Genomic DNA, 24316 nt, shown 5'->3' with positions numbered 1-24316 from the left:
GCTGATATCTTGAGTCAGGCGCTTCTGGCGCTGGCCGCGTGGCCGAGGGCGGCGAACACCGTGCGCACGATGCCGGCCGCGTCCAGGCCCGCATCGGCGTACATCTTCTCGGGCTTGGCGTGATCGGTGAACGCGTCCGGCAGCACGAGCGGGCGCACCTTGAGGCCGCCTTCCAGAAGGCCTTGATGAGCGAGGAACTGTAGCACCTGGCTGGCAAAGCCGCCGACCGCGCCCTCTTCCACCGTCACCAGCACTTCATGCGAGCGGGCGAGCCGGCGCACGAGATCCTCGTCCAGCGGCTTGGCGAAGCGGGCGTCGGCGACGGTGGCGGAAAGCCCGGCGGCGCCGAGTTCCTCGGCAGCGATCAGGCAATCCTGCAGGCGGGTGCCGAAGGAAAGCAGCGCCACCTTGGTGCCTTCCTTGAGAATGCGGCCCTTGCCGATGTCGAGCACCGAGCCGCGCTCCGGCATGTCGACGCCGACGCCGTTGCCGCGCGGGTAGCGGAAAGCGATCGGACCCTCGTCATAGTGAGCGGCGGTGCGCACCATGTGGCGAAGTTCCGCCTCGTCGGCGGCGGCCATGACGACGAAGCCCGGCAGCGAGGCGAGGAAGGTGGTGTCGAAGGCGCCGCAATGGGTGGCGCCGTCGGCGCCGACAAAGCCGGCGCGGTCGATCGGGAAGCGCACCGGCAGCTTCTGGATCGCCACGTCGTGGACGACCTGGTCGTAAGCGCGCTGCAGGAAGGTCGAATAGATGGCGCAGAAAGGCTTGTAGCCTTCCGTGGCGAGGCCGGCGGCGAAGGTCACGGCATGCTGCTCGGCGATGCCGACATCGAAGGTCCGGGCCGGGAAGGCCTCGCCGAAGAGATCGAGGCCGGTGCCGCTCGGCATGGCGGCGGTGATGGCGACGATGCGGTCGTCCTCGCGCGCCTCCTGGACCAGGCTTTCGGCGAAGACCTTGGTGTAGCTCGGCGCGTTGGCAGGCGCCTTGGCCTGCGCGCCGGTGATGACGTCGAACTTGTTGACGCCGTGATATTTGTCGGCGGCGGCTTCGGCCGGCGCGTAGCCCTTGCCCTTCTGGGTCACGACATGGATCAGCACCGGGCCGTCACCATTGTCGCGGACGTTCTTCAGCACCGGGATCAGGTGCTCGAGATTGTGCCCGTCGATCGGGCCGATGTGATAGAAGCCGAGCTCCTCGAACAGCGTGCCGCCGGTGACGTAGCCGCGCGCATGCTCGACGGCTCGTGTGATGGCGCGATCGGCGCGCTTGCCGAGATAAGAGGTCAGCTTCTTGCCGAAATCACGCAGGCCGAGATAGGCCTTGCCGGAGGCGAGCCGCGCCAGATAGGCGCTCATCGCCCCGGTCGGCGGCGCGATGGACATGTCGTTGTCGTTGAGGATGACGATCAGCCGGGCATCGAGCGCGCCGGCATTGTTCATCGCCTCATAGGCCATGCCGGCCGACATGGCGCCGTCGCCGATGACGGCAATGACGTTGTTGCGGCCGCCGGAGAGGTCGCGGCCCATCGCCATGCCGAGACCGGCGGAAATCGAGGTCGAGGAATGGGCGGCGCCGAACGGGTCGTATTCGCTCTCGGCACGCCGGGTGAAGCCGGAAAGGCCGCCCTCCTGCCGCAGGGTGCGGATGCGGTCGCGCCGGCCGGTCAGGATCTTGTGCGGATAGGCCTGGTGGCCGACATCCCAGATCAGCCGGTCGTCCGGGGTGTTGAAGACATAGTGGAGCGCAACGGTCAGCTCGACCACGCCGAGCCCGGCGCCAAGATGGCCGCCGGTGTGCGAGACGGCGTCGATCAGCTCTGCGCGCAGCTCCGAAGCGAGCTGCGGCAGCTCGCTTTCGTCAAGCGTCCTCAGATCCGCGGGGATGCGGACCTTGTCGAGGAGCGGCGTATCGGGCTTTGCGTTCACGGCTAAGGGCCTGGTCAAACCTGACGTTCATGCACGTTGATCATGGGCGAAATATGCCGCCGCCCGGCGAATGTAAATGCGTGTCAATGACGCGGATGCTTCTGGCGTTAATTGTCCGGTAACGGAATGAACTCTTCCTCGTCTCCAGGAACGATATCGAAGCGGCCGGTCTTCCATTCCTCTTTCGCCTGTTCGATGCGTTCCTTCGACGACGAAACGAAGTTCCACCAGATGTAGCGCCTGGAGCCGAGCGAGGCGCCGCCGAATAGCATGAAATGGGCGCCGCGCTCGGACGAAACGACGATTTCGTCGCCCGGTTTGAACACCAGCAGCCGCTCGGCCGGGAAACGGTCGCCCGCAATCGAGACCTCGCCTTCCAGCGTGTAGATGGCGCGCTCCTCGGCATCGGGCGGGATCTTGACGCTGGCGCCGGGCGCCAGCCTCAGATCGGCATAAAGGGTGTCCGAGGCTGCGGTTACCGGTGAGCGCAGACCGGAAAAAGCGCCGATGATGACGCGGCCGCTGATGCCCTCGGCATCGATCTCGGGCAAGCGGATCACGGCCGTGTTCTCGAAGACCGGAGCAACCTCCTCCTTACCGTCCGGCAGCGCCAGCCAGGTCTGCAGGCCGGAGATCGACATCGGCGCGCCGCGCAGTTCCTCCGGCGTCCGCTCGGAATGGACGATGCCGCGGCCGGCGGTCATCAGGTTCACATCGCCCGGCGCGATCACCATTTCGGTGCCGAGCGAATCGCGATGCCTGATCTTGCCATCGAAAAGGTAGGTCACCGTCGACAAGCCGATATGGGGATGCGGGCGCACATCGAGCGCGTGGCCGGCGCGCAGGATGGCCGGGCCCATGCGATCGAAGAAGATGAACGGGCCGACCAGACGACGCTTCGCGGTGGGCAGCGCGCGGCGAACCTCGAAGCCACCAATGTCCTTGGCGTTGGGTACGACCATCAGCTCGATCTGGTCGCAGGCGAACGCATCGCCAGGCTCAGGATCGTTTCCCGGAAAGAAGCTCATCTCGACCTCAGGCGAAACGGAGGGCGGACCTGGCCTTCGCCTTGGCCGCCTCTTCCTCGCGATTGCGTGGCTCCTGGTTGGTCTCGAGCGAGTCGATCAATTCACGCGCGATGGCGGCGATCGCCTCGACGGCGTGATGGAAGGCGTGCTCATTGCGCTTTGAGGGTTTGGTCGATCCGCTCAGCTTGCGCACGAACTGAAGTGCCGCGTCATGCACTTCGTCATTGGTTGCCGGCGGTTCGAAATTGGCCAGGGTCTTGATGTTGCGGCACATAGCTTAAACTCCTTACCTGCTGCCCGATCCCCTCCTGCCCGGATTGTGCACCACCGGAAGCTCAGGAAGCCGCCATTTGCAGGCCGGCTGAATATCAATACACCTTACTCGGCGTCGAGCGGCTCCGTGCCAACCGGCTTGCCGTCGCGCGACAGCCTGATCTTCTCGACCTTGTCCTCGGCCGCCTTCAGCAACCGGTCGCAATGGACTTTCAGCGCCTCGCCGCGCTCATAGATCTTGATTGACTGGTCGAGCGGCACGTCACCGCGTTCAAGATCGTCGACGATCTTCTCCAGCGCGTCGAGCGCCTGCTCGAAGCTCATCGCCTTGACGTCCTCGTTAGCTTCACCAGCCATAGTTCATCCCTTCATCAGCCGCCCGACATGGGCGGCGACCGAAAATGCCAGTCCCTGCAGATCGTAGCCACCCTCGAGCAGGCTGACGAGCCGGTTGCCGCTGTGGCGCGCGGCGCGCTCCATCAGCTGGCCGGTCGCCCAGTCGAAATCCTCCTCGGTCAGGTTGATCTCGGCCAGCGGGTCGCGATGGTGCGCGTCGAATCCGGCGGAAATGATGATCAGGTCGGGCGCGAAATTGTCGATCGACGGCAGCACGCGCGACAGGAAGGCGTCACGGAACGTCTCGCTGCCGGTGCGCGGCGCCAGCGGCGCGTTGACAATGTTGCCGGCGCCGGTCTCGCTCTTGGCGCCGGTGCCCGGATAAAGCGGCATCTGGTGCGTCGAGCAATAGAGCACCGAAGGGTCATCCCAGAAGATATCCTGCGTGCCGTTGCCGTGATGGACGTCCCAGTCGACGATGGCGACGCGCTCGGCCTGGTGCCTCTTCTGCGCGTAGCGAGCGGCGATCGCCGCGGTGTTGAACAGGCAAAAGCCCATGGCCGTGGTCTTCTCGGCATGGTGGCCGGGCGGCCGGGCGGCGACGAAGACATTGGCGGCGCGGCCGTCGAAAACGTCGTCGACAGCGGCATTGGCGGCGCCGATCGCCGTCACCGCCGCCTGCCAGCTCTTCGGGCTGGCGCTGGTGTCGGCATCGATCGAAGCGATGCCGGTTTCCGGAATGGCGGCGCGCACGCGTGCGACGTGATTCTCGGGATGCGCATAGAGGATGGTCGCCTGGTCGCCTTCCGGCGCCTTGACCCGGTCGAGCGCCGAAAATGCCTCGTCGTCCAGCACGCGCTCGATGGCGCGCAGGCGATCGGGCCGCTCGGGGTGGCCGGGCGGGGTCAGGTGTTCGAGGAAGACCGGGTGGGTGTAAAGTCTGGTGACCATGCCCCGATATAGGCGCGCAAGACCGGTTTGGCCATGTTTTCGCGCCGCCAAAGAGGAACGTTCAACAGGGATTAGGCTGGTTTCCCGGCTATTGGGGTGCGGGCTGCGTCCAGCGCGAGCCTCCGAACGAGGCCAGCGCCTTGTCCTTCAGTTCGCGGAATTTCGAGGAGGCTTCCGCCAGCCGGCGGTCCCAGTCCGGATTGGGCGCCTGGCCCTCGATGGTGGCGAAATAGACCTGCATCAGCGAGGCGATGGCGAAGGGCTCGATGAAGGCGGCCTTGAAGGCCCAGGCAAAAACGATGGCCAGGACGAAGGCCCAGCCGGCAAGCTGGCCTGGCATGACCCAGAGGATGGCGCCGGCCGGCGCCAGCATCAACAGGAAGATGACGAAGGACACGCCCCACATGATCACCGCCAGCCAGACCGCGTTCTTGACCATGGTCTTGCCGTTCTGCGCATAGAGCACAACGCCTTGCCGGGCGGTCTCGAAGGGCGAGGTGGAATTGATGCGGATGTTGTAGCCGAGGATGATCTCGTCGACATAGGTCAGCGACATGCGGATCACCGTGTTGATGAAGCTGACAAGGCCGTTGAGACCGGGAATGGGCAGGAAGGCGGCGATGCCGCCGATGAGGCCGGTGATGGCTCGGATGGCGCCCTTGACCAGCTGGTCGATCACGAACAGCACATTGGCCTCGGCGAAACGCTCGGTCACCACGGCCCTGGCATAGGAGATCTGGTTCTGGCCGTCGGGAACGTCCTGGCCGTCGATCAGATGGACCATGACGGCGATATGCCCGGCCTTGAGGACGTAGAGGATGTATTCGCGGATCCAGTAGACGGCTACCGAGACGATGCCGAAGCCGACCACGCCACCCCATAGCGCGAAGGAGAGCGGCCCATCGGGATCGGTGGAGATGTGGCCGACGCCATAGCCGACGCTGGCCCCGGTCCCGGTCGCCATGATGTAGGCCAGCGTGATGCCGAAATAGACAACCATGCGAAAGACGATGAAAGGCCATGTCCTGATCATGATGGACACCGACCGGCCGATGCTGAAGTCCCACATGGCCCGACTCTCCCGCCTCAGAGATGGTTGAGGAGGATGCGCTCGCCCCGGCGATTGTCAATCTTGGCGACGCCGCGCCGACCTAAAACCGGTGCACAAACCGCGCGTCATGGTTAGCTGACCGTGTGCTCAGGGCTGCTTGCGCAGCCCCTCGAGCAGTTGCTTGAACGCAGCCACCGCCTTTTTCGACGTCGCTTCCGGATCCTGCGAATTGGCGATCCGCTGCGCAGCCTGGCTGCTCGCGCCGTTGATCAGCCGCGCCGTGGTCTCGGGATCGAGGTCGGCCACGACCACCCCCTCCTCCTGCAGCCTGGTCAGGTGATCGGTCATCGACGCCGTGCATGCGCTGGCGTTCGGCCACTGCGCGGGATCACCCAGTACCGCCGGAGCATCGCGGAACATGATGCGCTGGATCTCCGGCTCCAGCGCCAGTTCGATGTAAGTGGTGCATTCGTCGACGAAATGCTGCCAGCGGGTCGGCGCCCTCGCCGCCACCTCGTTCACCCGGGCAGCCATCTCGCCGTCGATCTCGGCGATGACCGCCTGCAGCAATCCCCTCTTGTCGCCGAAGTGGTGATAGAGCGCGCCGCGCGTCAGCCCGGCCGAGGCGGTGAAATCATCCATCGAGGCGTCCGCATAGCCGATGGTGCCGAAAGCGTGGCGGGCGGCCGCGATCAGCTTGGCGCGCGTCTCGGCAATCATCTCCTTGCGAGGTCGGTGCATACGGTCTGGCCCAACTTACATACGCATCGTATGCCAATTGACATACGCGGCGTATGATCTATCTGATTTCATACGCAACGTATGTAATTGCCGATCCGTCCCTTGTCGAGGAGCCAGAGCATGCAAAATCCCTATACGGAAATATTTCGAGCCCCCGGCACCAAGGGTTTCGCGGCGGCCGGCTTCGTTGCCAGGCTGCCGATCGCCATGGCGCCGATCGGGATCGTCGCCATGCTGTCGCAGACGCATGGCGAATACTGGCTGGCCGGCGCCGTTTCGGCGAGTTTCGCGCTGGTGAACGCGTTTATTGCGCCGCAAATATCGCGGCTGGTGGATCGCCTCGGTCAGACGCGCATCGTCGTGCCGACCACGGTGATCGCCGTGCTCGCCTTCGCAGTGCTGATCGCGGCGGCCAACCAGGACTGGCCGATATGGACGCTGTTCGCCTCGGCGCTGCTTGCCGCTGCCATGCCCAGCATACCTGCGATGGTGCGCGCCCGCTGGACGGAGATCTTCCGTGACCGCCCGGAGCTGAATACCGCTTTCGCCTTCGAGTCTGCAGCGGATGAACTGGTCTATATCGCCGGCGCATCGCTGTCGGTCGGGTTGAGCACCGCGCTGTTCCCGGAAGCGGGCATGCTTGCCAGCACTCTGTTCCTCGCATTCGGCTCGGCGGCCTTCATCCTGCAGCGCGCGACCGAACCCAACGTGCGGCCACAGGAACATGGTTCACGCGGCTCGGCGATCCGCCTGCGGCCGGTTCAGGTCATAACGTTCGCCCTGATCTTCATCGGCGCCACTTTCGCCACCACGGAAGTCAGCACCGTGGCGATCACCAAGGAGCTCGGCCAACCGGAAGCGGCAAGCCTGGTCATCGGCGTCTACGCGCTCGGCTCGTTCGTGCTCGGCATCATCATCGGCGCGCTCAACCTGAAAATGCCGCTGCAACGCCAGCTGGCTGTCGCCGTCGCCGTCATCGCGCTCACCACGCTGCCGCTGCTGGCCGCCGGCACGGTACCGCTGCTGGCGCTTGCCGTGTTCGTCAGCGGCGTGGCGATCTCGCCGACCTTCATCACCGCCTTCGGCCTGATCGAGCGGCGCGTGCCCGAAGCGATGCTGACCGAGGGCATCACCTGGGTGACGACCGGAATCGGCATCGGCATGGCGCTCGGCTCCTTCGCCGCCGGCGCGGTGGTGGACGCGTTCGGCGCGCAGAACGGCTTTCTTGTGTCGGTGGCGGCGGGCGCGATCGCGCTGGCGACGGTTCTTATCGGCCAGCGCAGCCTGGCCGGTCCGGATTGCGATCTTGCCGGATGTGAGGCGGAGGCGGTTCCCGCGGAGTGATGTCGTGCGCGTCCGGTCCTGCAAGGGGCCGGGCGCCTTAGAGGATCTCGGTCTTGGCGATATGGATGCCGAAACCTTCGAGGCCGACATAGTGGCGCTCGCGCGAGGCGATCAGGTTGATCGACGAAATGCCCAAATCTTTCAGGATCTGCGCGCCGAGGCCAATTTCGCGCCATTCGCTTTCGCGCCGGCGGGCTTCCTCATGATCCTCGCGCTCGCCGCTCACCGGCCGCTTGCGCTCCTGATGGGCGACGCCGACCGAACCCTCGCGCAGATAGACGATGACGCCGCGCTTTCGCTCGCCCATCGCCTTCATGATGGCGTCGAGCCGGTGGCTGGTGCCGAACACGTCGGTGACGACATCCTCCGAATGCAGGCGCACCGGCACCTCCTCGCCGTCGCGGATATCGCCGAAGACGATCGCGACGTGATGCATCGAATCCCAGGGCAGCGTGTAGGTGAAGACCTGCGCCTTGCCGCCAAGCGTGTCGATGTCGGAACAGGCGACGCGCTCGACCAGCGTTTCCTTGCGCTGCCGGTAGGCGATGAGATCGGCGACCGAGACCTGTTTCAGGCCATGCTGCTCGGCAAAGGCCTGAACCTCCGGCCCGCGCTTGACGGTGCCGTCGTCGTTGACCAGTTCGGAAATGACGCCGATCGGCGGCAGGCCGGCAAGCTTGCAGAGGTCGACGGCCGCTTCGGTATGGCCGGAGCGCATCAGCACCCCGCCCTCGCGGGCGACCAGCGGGAAGATATGTCCGGGACGGACGAAATCGGAGGCGCCGACATTGCCGTTGGCAAGGTTGCGCACGGTGAGCGTGCGATCGTCGGCGGAGATGCCGGTCGTGGTGCCGTGCTTGAAATCGACGCTGACGGTGAAGGCGGTGGTGTGGGCGGAATCGTTGTCGGCCACCATCGGCGCAAGGTTGAGGCGCTTTGCCTCCTCGCGCGGCATCGGCGTGCAGACGATGCCGGAGGTATTGCGGACGATGAAGGCCATCTTCTCCGGCGTGCAGTGGACGGCGGCGACGATCAGGTCGCCCTCGTTCTCGCGCCCGTCATCGTCCATCACGACGACGATCTCGCCGCGCTCGAAGGCGCGGATGGCTTCGACGATCTTCTTCTGGTCGTATGGCATGGAAATGCTCGCTTCGCTCGCCAGGGAGTAGGGGATAGGGCAGTAAGGGAGTATGGAAAAGGAAAATGTTTGGCGTGGCGAAACGCGACGTAACATATTCCCCTATTGCCTTACTCCCCTATTCCCTTCCCCGTCTGTCCTCTGTGCCGCAGATAGTGATCGGCGATGGCGCAGGCAACCATGGCCTCGCCGATCGGCACGGCGCGGATGCCGACGCAGGGGTCGTGGCGGCCCTTGGTCATCACCTCGACGTCGTTGCCGTCCTTGTCGATCGATTTGCGCGGGGTCAGGATCGACGATGTCGGCTTGACGGCGAAACGGGCGACGATCGCCTGCCCGGTCGAGATGCCGCCCAGGATGCCGCCGGCGTGGTTGGACAAAAACACCGGCTTGCCGTCATTGCCCATGCGCATCTCGTCGGCATTCTGTTCGCCGGTGATGCGGGCTGCCTCGAAACCGTTGCCGATCTCGACCCCCTTGACGGCATTGATCGACATCAGGCCGGACGCGATGTCCTGGTCGAGCTTGGCATATATCGGCGCGCCGAGGCCGGCCGGCACGCCTTCGGCGGCGATCTCGATGATGGCGCCGACCGACGAGCCCGCCTTGCGGATGGCGTCGAGATATTGGGTGAAGACGGGGACCGATGCCGGGTCCGGCGTGAAGAACGGATTGTCGGCATCGCCGATGAAGTTCCAGTTCCAATTGGCGCGATCGATGGATTTCTCGCCCATCGAGACCAGCGCGCCGCGCACCACCATGCCGGGCACTACCTTGCGGGCCAAGGCGCCTGCCGCCACTCTAGCTGCCGTCTCGCGGGCCGAGGAACGGCCGCCGCCGCGGTAGTCGCGCAGGCCGTATTTGACCTCATAGGTGTAGTCGGCATGGCCCGGCCGGTACTGGCGGGCGATCTCGCCATAATCCTTGGAACGCTGGTCGACATTCTCGATCAGCATCGACACCGGCGTGCCGGTGGTGATCATCGTCTCGCCGTCCTCGTCGAGGATGAAGCCGGAGAGTATCTTGACCTCGTCCGGCTCGCGGCGCTGCGTCACGAAACGCGACTGGCCGGGGCGACGCTTGTCGAGTTCGGTCTGGATGTCCTCACGCTTGAAACGGATGCCGGGCGGGCAGCCGTCGACGACGCAGCCGAGCGCCGGCCCATGGCTCTCACCCCATGTGGTGACGCGGAACAGGTGGCCGAAAGTGTTGTGAGACATGGAAAACGCCCTGCCCGGCGGCGGAGCCGGAAGTCCAAAGTGGTGCGGCGTCCCTTGCGCGTCAAAAAACACGCGCAGCGCTGCACGCTGCCTTCTATTGGCGTTTTGCAAAGCGGTCAAACTGTGTGTGCGGGGAGACCTGCGCTGCCACGAACGGCCAGGGCTGCTGCCCCACCCTGCCGCAATGATCAAGAGCACGCCGCGCGAGTGGCTGCCACTCATTTCTCGTGAAAGGAACCGTCGTTGGAACTCGCGATCGCACCTTGAGCGAAATAGGTCGTGACGAAGCCAGTTTTACTTTTGACACATTCGCTTGGTTTCTGCTTTCTTCCATCCGCCGTTGAGGACCCGCCGCTAGCCATGCCGGCGCAATGATAATGAGGACGACGATGCGTACCCTGATTGGCGCTGTTGCCGCCATGCTGATGATTTCCACCGCCGCCGCGTTCGCCGGCCAGACCGAGGGCCTGATCAAGAAGGTCGACAAGGACACGCTGACGCTGACGCTGGACGACGGCAAGTCCTACAAGCTCAACGCCGAAACCGATCTCGACGCGCTGCAGCCGGGCATGGACATCGTCATCGCCTTTGACGTGACCAATGGCGAGAATGTGGTCACCGACATGCAGCTGCCGGATAGCGACGCCAACTAAATCTAAGATGAGGCCGGCCTGATCTGAATTCGACAGGCTGCAGCCTTCACAGCCACTCCAGGCTCCGCCCTTGCAGCCGGAGCAGGCGGTCCTGAGGGATTTCCAGGCCCGCCGCCTCCTGTTTTGACACGCCCATGACGAAGCGGAAAAGGCAGCGCATCACGCCGCCATGGGTGACGCAGACCGTCTGCCGGTCGAGCGCGTCGAACCATGGCTTGATCCGCTCGAGCAGCATCTCATAGCTTTCCGCGCCCTCTCCGGGCGGCTGGAAATCCCATTTGGCCGAGCGGCGCCCGCGGGTCGATCCCGGAAGCCGGGCTTCGAGCTCACGAAACGTAAAACCCTGCCAGTCGCCGAAGCTCAATTCCACCAGACGCGGTTCTGTCCGGTAAGCGAGCGGGTCGAGCCCCATTGCCGCCCGCAGCAGTTCCATCGTTTCGCACGTGCGCCGCATCGGGCTGGCGACAAAGTCGAAATCCTCACCCTTGCCGATCATCGCGGCCAAGCGCCGGCCATTGCCAGTCGCCTGCTGGCGTCCAAGTGCATTGATGTCGGTATCGGCCTGACCCTGCAGGCGACGCTCGGTGTTCCATTGCGTCTGGCCGTGGCGCACGAGATAGACGAGCGGATACATCAGGTCTTCCGGAGGTCGGGCCAGGGTCTGGGCGGAGGGCCGGCGGAGAGAACTATTCCTTGACGGTCGAGATGTCGGGCGCGTCGACCGCCTTCATGCCGACGACGTGGTAGCCAGAATCGACGTGATGGACCTCGCCGGTAACGCCGCGCGACAGATCCGACAGGAAATAGACGCCGGAATCGCCGACCTCTTCCTGGGTGACCGTCTGCTTCAGCGGCGCGTTGTACTCGTTCCACTTCAGGATGTAGCGGAAGTCGCCGATGCCGGAGGCGGCAAGCGTCTTGATCGGGCCGGCGGAGATGGCGTTGACGCGGATCTTCTTGGCGCCGAGATCGACGGCGAGATAACGCACGCTCGCTTCCAGCGCCGCCTTTGCCACACCCATGACGTTGTAGTGCGGCATCACCTTTTCGGCGCCGTAATAGGTCAGCGTCAACAGCGAGCCGCCATCGGTCATCAGCGGCTCGGCGCGCTTGGCGATGGTGGTGAAAGAGAACACCGAGATGTCCATGGTGCGCAGGAAATTGTCGCGCGTCGTCTCGACATAACGGCCGGTCAATTCGTCCTTGTCGGAAAACGCGATGGCGTGGACGAGGAAGTCGAGCTTGCCCCAATGTTTGGCGATGTCTGCGAAGACGGCATCAAGGCTTGCCGGGTCGGTGACGTCGCAATGACCGGCGACATGGGCGTTGAGCTCCGCCGCCAGCGGCTCGACGCGCTTCTTGAAGGCTTCGCCCTGATAGGTCAGCGCGATCTCGGCGCCATGATCGACGCACGCCTTGGCGATGCCGAAGGCGATCGACCGATTGTTCGCAACGCCGAGGATCAGCCCGCGCTTGCCGGCCATCAGGCCCTGTCCACCCGCCATGTGAGCGTTCTCCGCAAGAATGTCTGCTTTGTGGAGAGCCTATCGCACAGGCACAGAGCCCCTTCAAGCGCTCAAAGCGGACTGTCCGGGGGAGAAAACTCCAAAGCTCAGCCCTTTTGGCGACGCATCAGCGCTTCCAGCTCGCTGTCGCCGCCCTCGGGCAGCATCAGCCTGACATGGACATAGAGATCGCCATGGCCGCCGGTTTTCTCCGGCAAACCCCTGCCTTTCAGCCGCAGCACCTTGTCGGAGCTCGACCATGCCGGGACATTGACCGCGAGGCGGCCGGTTGGTGTCTCGACCGCCACCTTGGCGCCCAGCACCGCGTCGGCCAGCGCCACCGGCAGATCGGCATGCAGGTCGCGACCCTCGACACGGTAGCGCGGATGGCGGCGGATATGGATCTTGACCAGCGCGTCGCCCGGCTGGCCCGGTCCCTGCTCGCCCTGGCCCTTCAGACGGATGGTCTGGCCGTCCTCGACATAGGCCGGCAGCTTCACCGCCATCTTGCGACCGTCGGGGAACATCGCCGTCACCTTGTCGGCGGTGGCGGCCTCCTCGATGGTGACGTCGAGCGTGACGTTGAGGTCGGCGGCCTGGACCGGCTGACGGCGGTCGCCGCTCCTGCCGGCGCCGCGGGCGCCGGAGAAGGCGTCGCCGAAGATTTGGCTGAAGATGTCGCTGTTGCCATCGAACGGATCGCCGCCCGGCCTGCCCGAGCGGAATTCGAAATGCGCGCCGCCCGGGCCTTGCTGTCGGCGAAAGCCTGCGAACGGGTCGCCACCGCCGGCAGCGCCCTCGAAACCCTGGAATTTCGGCTTGCCGTCGGCGTCGATCTCACCGCGATCGAATGCGGCGCGGTTTTTCTCGTCGCCGACGATCTCGTAGGCCTGGTTGGCGGCGGCAAAACGGTCCTTCGCCTTGGGATCATTCGGATTCTGGTCCGGATGATGCTTCTTGGCGAGCTTGCGGTACGCCGATTTTATGTCCTTCGCCGATGCGTTTTTGGCAACGCCCAGCACCTCATAGGGGTCGCGCATTAATCCTGCCTGCAAGAGAAAATGAGTTCATGGTCGCTTCCTATATGCGCTCGCATAGGAAGAAATTCCAGTGGCGCAAGACGCGATCGGCGACTGAATTCAGAGCGCCTTGAATTCCTGCATGTGCCAGCCGCCGGCGGCGGCCATGCAGAGCTGGCCCTTGAACAGCGACACGCCGTCGAAACTCTCGCGCGAGGCGGTGAAGCGGCGGCAGGTCAGGCCGGCGTCCTTCAGTTCGACCATTTCAGTGATCGAGCCGCGCGACCCGGTGCCGACATTCGCCCATGGCACCCCCTGGCCGCCAAGTTCCCGGATGTCGGCCGATGAGACGGCATTGCCGATGGTGGTCTGATCCGAGTCCTCATCGCCGCTCGCCGGCGCGGCGGGCGAGGAAGGCGCGCTGGCGGTGACGATCGAGCGGTCGATTTCCGCCTTCTCCAGACTGAAGCCGCCGGCGCCGCAAGCGGCTAGCGGCAGGGCCATGGCCGCGACCATCAGCCTGACGCTGGCCGAAGCGATAACGCCCCTTTGCCTGCTGTCAAAAGCTTGCATGATGCGCGACAACAGGCAATGTCCTCCGGCTACGGTAAGAATTTGGAAAACTATGAGCGAAACTGAGTTAACAACGAGTGACTTTACCGAAGCAGCCGAGCCGTTCCGGCTGTTTGCCGCCTGGTTGGAGGACGCGACCAGGAGCGAGCCCAACGACCCCAACGGCGTGGCGCTGGCGACCGTCGATGCCGATGGCATGCCTGACGTGCGGATGGTGCTGCTGAAAGGGTTCGATGAAGGCGGTTTCGTCTTCTACACGAATTTCGAAAGCGCCAAGGGCCGCGAGATTCTTGGCAGCATGAAGGCGGCGATGTGCTTCCACTGGAAGTCGCTGCGCCGGCAGGTGCGCGTGCGCGGCCCGGTGGAGATCGTCAGCGACGCCGAGGCCGACGCCTATTACGCGACGCGGCCGCGCGGCAGCCGCATCGGCGCCTGGGCCTCGAAACAGTCACGGCCGCTGGAAAGCCGCTTCGCGCTGGAGAAGGCGGTGGCCGAATACACCGCGCGTTACCCGATCGGCGAGATCCCTCGGCCAAAACACTGGTCGGGCTTCCGCATCGTGCCGCAGTCGATCGAGTTCTGGCACGACCGGCCGTTCCGCCTGCATGACCGGCTGGTCTTCTCGCGCAACGCGGAAGGCGGCTGGGACAAGGCGCGGCTCTATCCCTAGCTGGATGCGCCGGAGATCAATCCTTCTCTAGTTGGAAGAACAGGAAATGCGGCCTCTCGCTGGCGAGGCCGACCGCCGGGCGTATCGTCTTGGTCGCCTGCCTCGGCACCAGGAACGTCTCACGCAAATTCAACGTATCGCCGCGTCTGGCGCCGGAGAAGATCGCCGACACGCAGGTGTGGACATCGCCCGGCGCTTTCAGCGACACCGCCGATGTCGGCGACCAGCGCCGGCCTTCGGCATCGATCAGCATCACCTTGCACCCAAGCCAGAGTTTCTGGAGATCGGGATCGCCAACCTTTACGGAGAAGTCGGCCAGCACCGGCACCGAATCCGGCGGCAGGCTCGACATGCCGAAGGCGCCGCGCAGATCGGTCAGTTTCCAGTCGCTGCCACCGAAATGCGCGCTCTGTCCCCAGGCGACCTGGCGCGGAAACAGATCCTCGCCGCCCAGCAGCGTCTTGACGCTGTCATAGGCCTGCCCGGCCAGTGCCAGCGGAACGAGCAGGAGGAGAGCCCAAAGGCTGCGGCGACGCCATTTCCGTTCGCCCTGCCCGCTCTCCCAATCCAGACTCCTTGCCGTCATTTGGCGCCATCCCCTTCAGATCGGCTGCGTCAGATCGAGCGTGTCGACAGTCTCGGCGGGCAAGCCGTCAGCTCCGGCAGCAACCGGCCCGAGCGAGATCTCGGCCTGCGAGTCGAGCGCCGACATCAGTTTCTCGGAGATCAGCAATGTGGCATTGCTCACCTCGTCCGGCCGTACTTCGAAGATCAGCCTCGCCTTTTTCGGCAGGCCGGGATCGATGGCCACGGGAAGCAGGCCATCGGCAAAGGACAGCCGTTCGGTCTGGTCATAGGCGAGGCCCGTAGGACCGCGCCAGGAAGCGACCGCTACCGTCGTCGATTGCGCACTTGCCGCAAACTCGACCGTCACCACCGCCCAGATGCCGCCAGTCGTGAACACTTTGGTCTGGCCATATCTGTCGACCTTCAGGTTGCGCGAGAAGGCCACCTTTGCGGCGCGCGCCTCGAAGCCGCGCCCGACAACCGCATCGCCCAGCTTGCCGTAGGCCGGGATCGGTCCGATCAGTTCGGCATAGTGCGGCTTCGACACTTGCAGGCCGTAACAGAGGGCGGTCGCGAGGAGCAGCAGGATGACGTTGGCCATCTTCCGCATCATGGCTGGACCTGCGCCTTGTCCGGCCCGGCACCGACCGCAAGCGTCAGCGTGCCGATCGGCGTCGGATTGAACCAGCCGGGCAACCCGTAGAGGTTGTCACGCTGCTTATAGGTCTTGCCGATGACCATCAGGTCGAAGCTCGTCGGCGACACCACGCCAGGCTGCATTTCCCAGATGTAGGCCATGCGCTCCGGCATGCCGGGATGCAGTTCCGGCGACAGCGTCGAGTCGCGCATCAGCACGATGAAAGGCTTTGTCGCGGCATCGACCGCTGTTTGGCTCGCTCGCAGGATCTCGAAATAATCCTTCGAGGACTTTGCCGTGCGGTTGGTCATTTCGACTTCGAGGACGAGCGCTTTCCCGCCAGGCTTGAGCGGCGCGCCATAAGCATGCTTCCCGTCGGTGACGTAGGCCTTCAATGGTTGCAGCAGCCACTGGCCGGTTTCGATCCGACTGGTTTGCGCCAGAACGGGCATCGGCTCGTGCCTTGCGCCGAAGGCGCCCAGGACACCGGCAACGGCAATCGCCGCCGCGGTGCCGATACCGGCAACGATCCCGGCTTTCAGACGCGAGCGGGCGGCCTCAAGCATTTTGCGCCTCGACTTCCGCCGCGCCTTTCGGACCGGTGGGCTGCGCGCCTCCACTGGTCTGGCGCTTCGGCAACGCGAATGCGGTTTCGAGGATCGCGGCGAGGAAGCAGATGCGCAGCGGCTCGACGAGGATGCCGGTCGATGAGTCCTGGAACGGACTGCCGAACAGCAAGGAAACGCCATGCGAGAGAACCTGCCAGGTGTCGAGCTCATGCGGGCCGATGAGGCGCGTCGTGCCCAGCCACGCCCAGGCGGCAAGCCAGTCGACCAGCCGGTAGCCGACGATCAGCGTGACGACCAGCACAACGCCCGAGCTCAGCGTGATGCGCACACCGTTGGCGATCGGCAGATAGCGCGAGCGATAGCCGCTGATGAAGTGTTCGACGAAATCGCGAAGGAATTTCGGAATGGTGCTGTAGCGCGCGCCCAGGCGTTCGACGCGCTGATGCGCGCGCATCAGTTCCTTGTCGTCACGCACGTCGTAGCCGTAGATGAGCGCGGCCAGCACCAGCCAGATCACCGGCAGCAGCATATAGAAGAACAGGTTCACCAGCCTGGCCGTCGTGTCGACGGACGTGACCTCGACGGGAACCATGGGATCGGCGAAGGCGCTTGCGATGGGAGCGGCCATGCCGTCCGCCGCGGCCTGCAGGACGGAAAAGATGTTGCGGCTCATCAACCAGCCGACGACGTCGTCCTTCCAGCGCGAGATGACGTAGAGTCCGATGAAAATCCAGTTTGTCTCGCAGATCACCACGACGATCTGCCAGAAGGAGCGCGCCTCGCCGCGCTTCTGCATTGCGTTGGCGAAGCGCCGGATCAACCATGAGATCGCGACGGACAGGACAAGCCATCGCGAATCCAGCACATCGAGCACGTTCCCCGCGCTTTCGCCGAACGGCGCCATGTCGAGCGTGACGCGCGAATATTGCCGCACCGTGTCGCCCAGGAACCCCCAGGCCGCGTAGTAGGCGAAGAACGGCGGCAGCGCGACGGTGACCATGCGCGCCAGCCGCGCGCCTCCGCTGGGCACCTCGCCGGAAGCTTCGCTGCGTGCCGCCTGCTGCGCGGCACGTGTCGCCGGCAGGGCAGGCAGCAGCGTCTGGAACATGGCGACGGTGACGGTGAGCTGCGTCAGGGCGACCAACGTCAGCAGCGCAAGCCCCGCCATGTGGTTGAGGAAGGCGGCGCGGGCGGCGATCTGCATGAACAGGTCACCGAACACGATGCCCAGCAGCACCATGGCGACCAGTTGCGGCCAGAAGCGCCACCAGAGTTTTAGGGTCAGCGCCAGCGGCTTTGCGGCATCGGCAAACATGTCGGACGCTCAATCCGTCAAATGCATGCCCCAGATCGTTTCGGAAGGTTGCGTCTTGGCAGCGATGTTGCGGGCCATGTCCTCTCCACCGACCAGGCCCCCGCCCCGTCGGTTCGTGGGATAGGACGCGAGAACCGCGGTGTACAGATCAAAAATCGCGTTTGACGCGAGTTTCGCGTGAAGCCGCCACAACCTGACAGTGTCGTGGATCAGCTCGCTTTCTTGCGCGTCATGAAGGCGGTGAGCGCGGCGCGCGCTTCCTCGGATTTCAGGCGCTCGCGGAAATGCTCGCTTTCGACCTTGATGCGGGCGACGAGATCGTCGCGCGAGCCGCGCATCAGGTCGCGCGCGATCTTCAGCGCCTGCGGCGGCTTGGCGGCGATCTCGTTGGCAGCGGCCAGAACCGCGGCTTCCAGCGCGCCTTCCTCGACGACGTCGTAGATCAGGCCGGCGGCTTTCGCACGCTCGGCTGAGAAAGCTTCGCCGAGACCGAGCAGGGCGAAGGCGCCCTGCTGGCCGAGGATCCGCGGCGCGAGCAGGCTGGAGCCCGCCTCAGGCACCAGGCCGAGGTCGACGAAAGGCGTGCGGAAGATGGTGCGCGGTGTGGCGAAGGTCAGGTCGCAATGAAGATTGAGCGTCGTGCCGATGCCGACCGCGATGCCGTCGACGCCCGACACCATCGGCTTTTCAACCTTGGCCAGCGCCATCAGGAAATCCCAGACCTCGGTGCCGCCTTCGCCGCCGGTGGCGATGACCAGGAAGTCGGCAAGGTCGTTGCCGGAAGAAAAGGCGCCGGGGACGCCGAGGAAGACATGCACGCGCACCGCCGGATCGGCGTCGCCCTCGGCCAGGGCTGCCGACATCTTCGCATACATGGCGCGGGTCAGCGCGTTCTTCTTGTCAGGCCGGTTCATGCGGATGATCTGCACGGCGCTCTGGCGCTCGACGAGGATGTGGTCTGTCACGGTCAGTTCCTTCGCATGTCAGGATGCTCTAGGCGGAAATCAGTGCCTTGCCTGCGGCGGCGAGGCTTTCGGACCCGTCGATGACGCGTTCCTTCAAGGCGCGCGTCTCGCCGAGCAGGTTTTCGGCAAAGAAGCGGCAGAGCGCGATGCGGCCGCGATCGGCAAGCCCACCCTGCGCCAGATAGGCGCCGCCGGCGGCAAGCGAGATCAGACGCAGATAAGGCGTGGCCCCGGCCATGGCGGCATCAGCCTTGCCATCGGCCATCAGCGTCTGCAGGAAGCGTGTCGCCTCGTCGAGATCGGTAAGCGCCCTATCGAGATTGTCCGCGGTGCGGCCGAAGCCTTCGATGTTGGACGTACGCACCGCGTCCGCCATCGCTTTCAACTCGCCAATGTACTGATGCACATGTTCGCCGCCGCCGAGCGGCAGCTTGCGCGCCACCAGGTCGATCGCCTGGATGCCATTGGTACCTTCGTAGATCGGCGCGATGCGAGCGTCACGGTAGAGCGCGGCCGCGCCTGTCTCCTCGATGAAGCCCATGCCGCCATGCACCTGGACGCCCAAGGAGGCGACCTCGACGCCGACATCGGTCGAAAAGGCTTTTGCCAGCGGCGTCAAAAGATTGGCGCGATCGCGCCAATTGGCGGCGGGCTCACCTTCGCCGACGCGAGCGCGGTCGAGGGCATGGGCGCAAGAATAGCTGATGGCGCGCGCGATCTGGGTCAGCGCCTTCATGGTGAGCAGATTGCGCTGCACGTCGGGGTGATGGACGATCGGCGCCATGCCGGAGCCTGAATAGTCCGACGCCTTGCCCTGGCGACGCTCGTTGGCGTAGGCGATCGCTTTCTGCGTCGCTGTCTCGGCCACCGCAACGCCTTGCATGCCGACGGCAAGCCTCGCATTGTTCATCATGGTGAACATGCAGGCCAGGCCCTTGTTCTCCTCGCCGATCAGCCAGCCGATGGCACCGGGAGTCGTGCCCTGAAAACCGTCGCCATAGATCATGGTGCAGGTCGGCGAGGCGTGGATGCCGAGCTTGTGCTCGAGGCCGGAGCAGAAAACGTCGTTGCGGGCGCCGAGAGCGCCATCGTCGCCGACCAGGAATTTCGGCACCAGGAACAGCGAAATGCCGCGCGTGCCGGCCGGCGCGTCGGACAGCCGCGCCAGCACCAGATGGACGATGTTGTCGGTGAAGTCGTGCTCGCCATAGGTGATGAAGATCTTCTGGCCGAAGATGCGGTAGGTGCCGTCACCGGCAGGTTCGGCGCGCGTGCGCAGCGCGGCGAGGTCGGAACCCGCCTGCGGCTCGGTCAGGTTCATCGTGCCCATCCACTCGCCGGAAACGAGCTTGGCCAGATATTTTTCCTTCAGTGCCTCGGAGGCGTGCTTGTCGAGCGCCTCGACCGCGCCCATGCTCAGCGTCGGGCCGATGCCGAAAGCCATGGCGGCGGAGTTCCACATTTCGAGCGCGGCGACGGCCAGCATGGTCGGCAGGCCCTGGCCGCCGAATTCCTCCGGCCCTGACAGCGCGTTCCAGCCGCCGTCGATCCAGCGCCGGTAGAGTTCCTTCCAGCCGGGGGGCATGGTGACGGCCGCGTCCCGCAGCACCGCGCCATGCTCGTCGCCGATCTTGTAGAGCGGCGCCACCTCCTCGCTGGCGAAGCGGCCGGCTTCGGCCAGGATGGCGTCGACAATATCCTCGCCGAGATCGCCGAACGTGCCGGCGTCCAGCGCAGGCTTGAGACCGGCGACATGCTTCAGCGTGAACGAAATGTCCTTGACGGGTGCCTTATACATGCCGCTTGCTCCTCCGCTGCCTCAGCCGCTTGATCGTAGGACTCTGGCCGATGCAAAACCATCCGCCTTTGGGCGGCCTCCAATCTTCTTTTTACGTAAACGTCAAACTTTGTCACGTGGATTTTGCAATCGCAACGACACCCCGCAGCAGCCCAGCGGCCCGATGGGTTCGATGTTTCGTCGCTCTTTTGCCGCAAAGAGTCTCATTGGTTTTGAAAGCACTTCCTTAACCATAGCGGTTCAGGATCGATGCCTGGTCAGTGGGGACAACCCTGATTGAAAGAGCCGGCGCGCCCTCTTCGCCGCCTGGCACTTCTCGCGGCTGCGATGGTGCTCGGCACGGCGGCACAGGCCTCGGATTTCTCCGAGCCGTGGAAGAACGCTGACCGCGCGCTGGTCATCGACGCCTACGAATACAATTCCATCGACTGGGCCGAGCTTGCCACCGACAAGCGCATCGTCGGTTTCATCAACAAGGCCTCCGACGGGCTGCCGCCGGCCTATTTCTGTTCGGGCGACGAGACCGAGGTCCGGCTCTGCAAGGCGTTGTGGAAGCGCTTCGCGGTGACGCGCGAACTGTTTCAGACGCGCAAGGTGGTGGCCAAGGCGCTCGGCCTGAAATGGGGCGCCTATCACCTTGCCCGCCCCGGCAACCCGGTCGAGCAGGCCAATAACTTCATCGATTTCGCCGAACCGGCGCCGGACGACCTCGTTGCCCTCGATATCGAAGGCAACGATCCGACGCAGTGGATGTCGCTGGAGGATGCCGAGGAGTTCGTGCGCCAGGTGCATCGGCGCCTTGGCCGCTTCCCGGTGCTCTACACCAACGGCAGGACTGCGCAATTTATCGCCGACAACCGCTATCAGTACCGGCTCCTGTCGCGGCTGCCGCTCTGGTATGCGCGCTACAAGCCCGACATCGAGGTGCATTTTCCGATGGGCAACTGGCAGGGCTACGCACTCTGGCAGTTTTCGGCACACACCAATTGCGGCCGCTTCAAATGCCCCTACCGCGTGCCGGGCACGCCCAACGACATCGACGTCTCCGTCGCACCGATGAATGCCGACCGGTTGCGCCAGCAATGGGCCTTTGGCGGCCTGATCGACGTGCCGTCCGACTATCTCGCCTCGATCCCGGTGCCGGTCTCGCGCGAGGCCGGGCTCGCCGGCAAATTCACCATCACCTATGCCGATGTCGCGACGCCGCCGACCTTCGAGGAAATGGTCTCGGTGCTCGGCCAGCGCTGGGAGAAATTCCGCGACGGCTTCAGCATGCCGGTGGTGAAGACGGTGCCACGGCGGCCGCGCTTCGGCATTGCCGAATATGTTGCCTGGAAGCGCACCGAGCAGCGCTCGCCCTTGCAGCTCGAGGCCGCCTTCGCGGCGGCCGATCCCGTGAGCACCGCTTCGACCGCGATCGACCGCAGGCGGCGCTGAGCAACCGGCAACCGGGTCAGCGATGATTTCCCAGGCTGGCATACATGCCAGTGGTGCGAAATTGCGTCGGGGTCGTGCCGTAGGAACGGCGAAAAACCTTGGAGAAGTAATTCGCGTCCTCGAAGCCGCACAGGACGGCGACCTCCTTGACCGGCAGGAAATCCGCTTTGGTCAGCAGTTTTGCCGCGCGCTGCAACCGCTGCTGCAAGACGAATTCGGCGGGCGGGATGCCTTCGCTCTCGGCGAAGCAGCGCGAGAAGTGCGCGCGGCTGAGGCCACTGATGTGGACGAGGTCCGCCACCGGCAGCGGCTTGTCGAGATTGGCGTTGATGTGGTCGATCACCGGCTGCATGGCGCTTTGTTTTTCCGCGAAGGCGTGCGACCCGAAAACATCGTCGTAAAGGGCCATGGCAGCTTCGTAGGCGACGGCGGAAGCGGCACCCGGCGAACCGGCCCCCGTGATGAGGCGCAGGCTGCAGTCGGCAAGATGGTCGATCGTCGTTGGCTGCAGCCGAAACACAGGGCCCGAGACGCTTAGGATCGATTTGTGGATGCGCAGCGCCTCCTCGCCGTTCATCGAGATCCAGAAATATTCCCAGCGATCACCCTTGGCCAGCCAGTAGCGATGGTTGTGCGGCACCAGCACCAGCAGCGTGTCGTTCGCCTGCAGGCGGTAGTTGCGGCTCTCGTAGCGCAATTGCCCGGTGCCGCCGATCGTGTGCTGGAGGACGGTGAACGGGGTCTGGCCGCGCTTTCGCCCGTCCCAGTCATAGGTTTCGTCCTCGCGCACCTCATAGCCGGTGCTGGTCGGCATGGCATGGAGGCGCTGGCGGCCACGCGGCAGCGAGACCGTCCGCATCGATGGCCCGTTGGCGATCAGGTCCTGCAGCACAAAATTACCCTCGAAAGCATAATCCTTCTCTGTTCGTGCCTACGAATAAGCGCATAATCCAGCTCCAGAGAACGGGAATGACCCGCGGTCGAGGAGCGGGCGGGAGGAGAAAAGGCCGGATTTCCGGCCTGAGTGGCATGCACGCCATGGCGTGCGGCCATACCCTCCCTTGCTGCTCCTTGCCTAGCATTCGATTGGACCAAGGTGAAGGTGATGAGCTTCAAAATCGCTATTATTGGCGCCGGCAGCGTCGGATTCACCAAGAAGCTGTTCACCGACATTCTGTGTGTCCCCGAATTCAGCGACATCGAATTCGCGCTGACCGACGTCAGCGAGCACAATCTCGGCATGATCAAGGCTATCCTCGACAGGATCGTGGAAGCGAACAGGTTGCCGACCAAGGTGACGGCAACGACCGACCGGCGCAAGGCGATCGAGGGCGCGCGCTACATTATCAGCTGCGTGCGCGTCGGCGGCCTGGAGGCCTATGCCGACGACATCCGCATTCCGCTTAAATATGGCATCGACCAGTGCGTCGGCGACACGATCTGCGCCGGCGGCATCCTCTACGGCCAGCGCAACATCCCGGTGATCCTCGATTTCTGTAAGGACATAAGCGAGGTGGCCGACACGAACGCCAAATTCCTCAACTATGCCAATCCGATGGCGATGAACACCTGGGCCGCGATCGAGTATGGCAAGGTCGACACGGTCGGGCTCTGCCACGGCGTGCAGCACGGCGCCGAGCAGATTGCCGAGGTGCTGGGAGCGAAATCGCCCGGGGAACTCGACTATGTCTGTTCTGGCATCAACCACCAGACCTGGTTCATCGAATTGCGCCTCAACGGCCGCCCGATCGGCAAGGACGAACTGGTCGCCGCCTTCGAGGCGCACCCGGTCTATTCGAAGCAGGAAAAGCTGCGCATCGACGTGCTGAAGCGCTTCGGCGTCTATTCGACCGAAAGCAACGGGCATCTTTCCGAGTATCTGCCCTGGTACCGCAAGCGCCCCGACGAGATCACGCGCTGGATCGACATGTCCGACTGGATCCACGGCGAGACTGGCGGCTACCTGCGCTACTCGACCGAGACCCGCAACTGGTTCGAAACGGAATATCCGCAATTCCTTGAAGCGGCGTCGAAGCCGATCGACCCGGCCAAGCGCTCCAACGAGCACGCCAGCCACATCCTCGAGGCGCTGGAGACGAACCGCGTCTATCGCGGCCATTTCAACGTCAAGAACAACGGCGTGATCACCAATCTGCCGCAGGACGCCATCATCGAGTCGCCCGGCTTCGTCGATCGGTTCGGCATCAACATGGCCGCCGGCATCACGTTGCCGGAGGCCTGCGCCGCCACCTGCATCTCCTCGATCAACGTCCAGCGCATGTCGGTGCATGCCGCGATATCAGGCGACATCGACCTCTTGAAGCTCGCCGTACTGCATGACCCGCTGGTCGGCGCGGTTTCGACGCCGGAGGAGGTCTGGCAGATGGTGGACGAGATGGTCGTCGCCCAGGCCGCCTGGCTGCCGCAATATGCCCATGCGGTTCCGGCAGCAAAGGAGCGGCTTTCGAAATCCAAGGTCAAGACCCGCGAATGGGCCGGTGCCGCGCGCCGCAGTGTGCGCTCGATCGAGGAATTGCGCGCCGAGAAGGCGGCACTGAAACAGGCCGGCTGAGACAGTCAGGCACCAACGCGGATCCG

Annotated in this window: 25 protein-coding genes; 5 read left to right on the top strand and 20 right to left on the bottom strand. The window is 64.5% G+C overall.

Annotated elements, in window-relative coordinates; translation table 11 throughout:
• Positions 1-14: 14 nt before the first annotated feature.
• The 7 genes from dxs to EN857_RS11240 form a co-directional block, all read right to left on the bottom strand.
• A complete protein-coding gene (dxs, locus tag EN857_RS11270) occupies positions 15-1928 on the bottom strand; it encodes a 1-deoxy-D-xylulose-5-phosphate synthase (RefSeq protein ID WP_127391314.1) in 1914 nt (637 codons plus the stop codon).
• A gap of 107 nt (positions 1929-2035) precedes the next feature.
• A complete protein-coding gene (locus EN857_RS11265; RefSeq protein WP_127391315.1) occupies positions 2036-2956 on the bottom strand; it encodes a pirin family protein in 921 nt (306 codons plus the stop codon).
• A 7-nt stretch (positions 2957-2963) separates the two neighbouring features.
• The gene (locus tag EN857_RS11260) at positions 2964-3230 is read right to left on the bottom strand and encodes a DUF2277 domain-containing protein (protein WP_127282518.1); all 267 of its coding nucleotides are present in this window, start codon (positions 3228-3230) and stop codon (positions 2964-2966) included.
• Positions 3231-3334: 104 nt separating this feature from the next.
• The gene (locus tag EN857_RS11255; protein ID WP_127282519.1) at positions 3335-3586 is read right to left on the bottom strand and encodes an exodeoxyribonuclease VII small subunit; all 252 of its coding nucleotides are present in this window, start codon (positions 3584-3586) and stop codon (positions 3335-3337) included.
• A 3-nt stretch (positions 3587-3589) separates the two neighbouring features.
• Positions 3590-4516, bottom strand: coding sequence for a histone deacetylase family protein (locus EN857_RS11250; protein ID WP_127310677.1), 927 nt, complete (start codon positions 4514-4516; stop codon positions 3590-3592).
• A gap of 88 nt (positions 4517-4604) precedes the next feature.
• The gene (locus EN857_RS11245) at positions 4605-5585 is read right to left on the bottom strand and encodes a hypothetical protein (protein WP_127282521.1); all 981 of its coding nucleotides are present in this window, start codon (positions 5583-5585) and stop codon (positions 4605-4607) included.
• Between the two features lie 129 nt (positions 5586-5714).
• Positions 5715-6308 (bottom strand): TetR/AcrR family transcriptional regulator, encoded by a 594-nt coding sequence (locus tag EN857_RS11240; protein ID WP_126055934.1) that lies wholly within the window; start codon positions 6306-6308, stop codon positions 5715-5717.
• 120 nt (positions 6309-6428) lie between these two features.
• Between EN857_RS11240 and EN857_RS11235 the strand changes: the two genes are divergently transcribed.
• Positions 6429-7652, top strand: coding sequence for an MFS transporter (locus tag EN857_RS11235; protein ID WP_127310678.1), 1224 nt, complete (start codon positions 6429-6431; stop codon positions 7650-7652).
• A 37-nt stretch (positions 7653-7689) separates the two neighbouring features.
• On the opposite strand, the gene ribB is transcribed toward EN857_RS11235, so the two are convergent.
• Positions 7690-8790 (bottom strand): 3,4-dihydroxy-2-butanone-4-phosphate synthase, encoded by a 1101-nt coding sequence (ribB, locus tag EN857_RS11230; RefSeq protein ID WP_127310679.1) that lies wholly within the window; start codon positions 8788-8790, stop codon positions 7690-7692.
• 110 nt (positions 8791-8900) lie between these two features.
• Complete coding sequence (gene aroC / locus EN857_RS11225; RefSeq protein WP_127282524.1) at positions 8901-10010, bottom strand: chorismate synthase; 1110 nt, start codon at positions 10008-10010, stop codon at positions 8901-8903.
• Between the two features lie 389 nt (positions 10011-10399).
• Here aroC and EN857_RS11220 point away from each other — a divergent pair, with 389 nt between their 5' ends.
• Positions 10400-10663, top strand: coding sequence for a DUF1344 domain-containing protein (locus EN857_RS11220; RefSeq protein WP_127282525.1), 264 nt, complete (start codon positions 10400-10402; stop codon positions 10661-10663).
• A 46-nt stretch (positions 10664-10709) separates the two neighbouring features.
• Here the strand turns inward: EN857_RS11220 and EN857_RS11215 are convergent, their stop codons facing one another.
• The 4 genes from EN857_RS11215 to EN857_RS11200 form a co-directional block, all read right to left on the bottom strand.
• Entirely contained in the window at positions 10710-11297 is a 588-nt protein-coding gene (locus EN857_RS11215; RefSeq protein WP_127282526.1) for a histidine phosphatase family protein, read from the bottom strand.
• 52 nt (positions 11298-11349) lie between these two features.
• On the bottom strand, positions 11350-12168 hold the full coding sequence (fabI, locus tag EN857_RS11210; RefSeq protein WP_127282527.1) for an enoyl-ACP reductase FabI: 819 nt from the start codon (positions 12166-12168) through the stop codon (positions 11350-11352).
• A gap of 107 nt (positions 12169-12275) precedes the next feature.
• The gene (locus EN857_RS11205) at positions 12276-13208 is read right to left on the bottom strand and encodes a J domain-containing protein (RefSeq protein WP_127391317.1); all 933 of its coding nucleotides are present in this window, start codon (positions 13206-13208) and stop codon (positions 12276-12278) included.
• 99 nt (positions 13209-13307) lie between these two features.
• Positions 13308-13772 (bottom strand): RT0821/Lpp0805 family surface protein, encoded by a 465-nt coding sequence (locus EN857_RS11200; RefSeq protein WP_127283566.1) that lies wholly within the window; start codon positions 13770-13772, stop codon positions 13308-13310.
• Between the two features lie 40 nt (positions 13773-13812).
• On the opposite strand from EN857_RS11200, the gene pdxH reads away from it, so the two are divergent.
• Positions 13813-14430 carry a pyridoxamine 5'-phosphate oxidase gene (gene pdxH / locus EN857_RS11195; protein ID WP_127283565.1) on the top strand — a complete coding sequence of 206 codons (618 nt, stop codon included), beginning with the start codon at positions 13813-13815 and terminating at the stop codon, positions 14428-14430.
• 16 nt (positions 14431-14446) lie between these two features.
• Here the strand turns inward: pdxH and EN857_RS11190 are convergent, their stop codons facing one another.
• From EN857_RS11190 to EN857_RS11165, 6 genes are all read right to left on the bottom strand, one after another.
• On the bottom strand, positions 14447-15016 hold the full coding sequence (locus tag EN857_RS11190) for a hypothetical protein (protein ID WP_127391318.1): 570 nt from the start codon (positions 15014-15016) through the stop codon (positions 14447-14449).
• A 15-nt stretch (positions 15017-15031) separates the two neighbouring features.
• A complete protein-coding gene (locus EN857_RS11185) occupies positions 15032-15610 on the bottom strand; it encodes a hypothetical protein (protein WP_127391319.1) in 579 nt (192 codons plus the stop codon).
• Positions 15607-16200 carry a hypothetical protein gene (locus EN857_RS11180; RefSeq protein WP_127391320.1) on the bottom strand — a complete coding sequence of 198 codons (594 nt, stop codon included), beginning with the start codon at positions 16198-16200 and terminating at the stop codon, positions 15607-15609. Before EN857_RS11180 ends, EN857_RS11185 begins: the two co-directional genes overlap by 4 nt.
• Positions 16193-17518 (bottom strand): hypothetical protein, encoded by a 1326-nt coding sequence (locus tag EN857_RS11175; RefSeq protein WP_135858549.1) that lies wholly within the window; start codon positions 17516-17518, stop codon positions 16193-16195. The genes EN857_RS11180 and EN857_RS11175 overlap by 8 nt, the downstream gene beginning before the upstream one ends.
• Positions 17519-17727: 209 nt before the next feature.
• Complete coding sequence (locus EN857_RS11170) at positions 17728-18483, bottom strand: crotonase/enoyl-CoA hydratase family protein (protein WP_127391322.1); 756 nt, start codon at positions 18481-18483, stop codon at positions 17728-17730.
• Between the two features lie 28 nt (positions 18484-18511).
• Positions 18512-20281 carry an acyl-CoA dehydrogenase gene (locus EN857_RS11165; RefSeq protein ID WP_127310176.1) on the bottom strand — a complete coding sequence of 590 codons (1770 nt, stop codon included), beginning with the start codon at positions 20279-20281 and terminating at the stop codon, positions 18512-18514.
• Between the two features lie 327 nt (positions 20282-20608).
• Between EN857_RS11165 and EN857_RS11160 the strand changes: the two genes are divergently transcribed.
• The gene (locus tag EN857_RS11160) at positions 20609-21718 is read left to right on the top strand and encodes a glycoside hydrolase family 25 protein (RefSeq protein WP_127310181.1); all 1110 of its coding nucleotides are present in this window, start codon (positions 20609-20611) and stop codon (positions 21716-21718) included.
• Positions 21719-21734: 16 nt separating this feature from the next.
• On the opposite strand, the gene EN857_RS11155 is transcribed toward EN857_RS11160, so the two are convergent.
• Positions 21735-22577 (bottom strand): AraC family transcriptional regulator, encoded by an 843-nt coding sequence (locus tag EN857_RS11155; RefSeq protein ID WP_127283568.1) that lies wholly within the window; start codon positions 22575-22577, stop codon positions 21735-21737.
• 246 nt (positions 22578-22823) lie between these two features.
• Between EN857_RS11155 and EN857_RS11150 the strand changes: the two genes are divergently transcribed.
• Positions 22824-24290, top strand: a complete 1467-nt coding sequence (locus EN857_RS11150) for an alpha-glucosidase/alpha-galactosidase (protein ID WP_127283558.1) — start codon at positions 22824-22826, stop codon at positions 24288-24290.
• The last annotated feature ends 26 nt before the right edge of the window (positions 24291-24316 follow it).

The organism is Mesorhizobium sp. M4B.F.Ca.ET.214.01.1.1 (genome assembly GCF_004791545.1).
Taxonomy (GTDB): Bacteria; Pseudomonadota; Alphaproteobacteria; order Rhizobiales; family Rhizobiaceae; genus Mesorhizobium; species Mesorhizobium abyssinicae.
The sequence above is the reverse complement of the archived record's forward strand: the minus strand, read 5'-3'. Positions and strand labels throughout refer to the sequence as shown.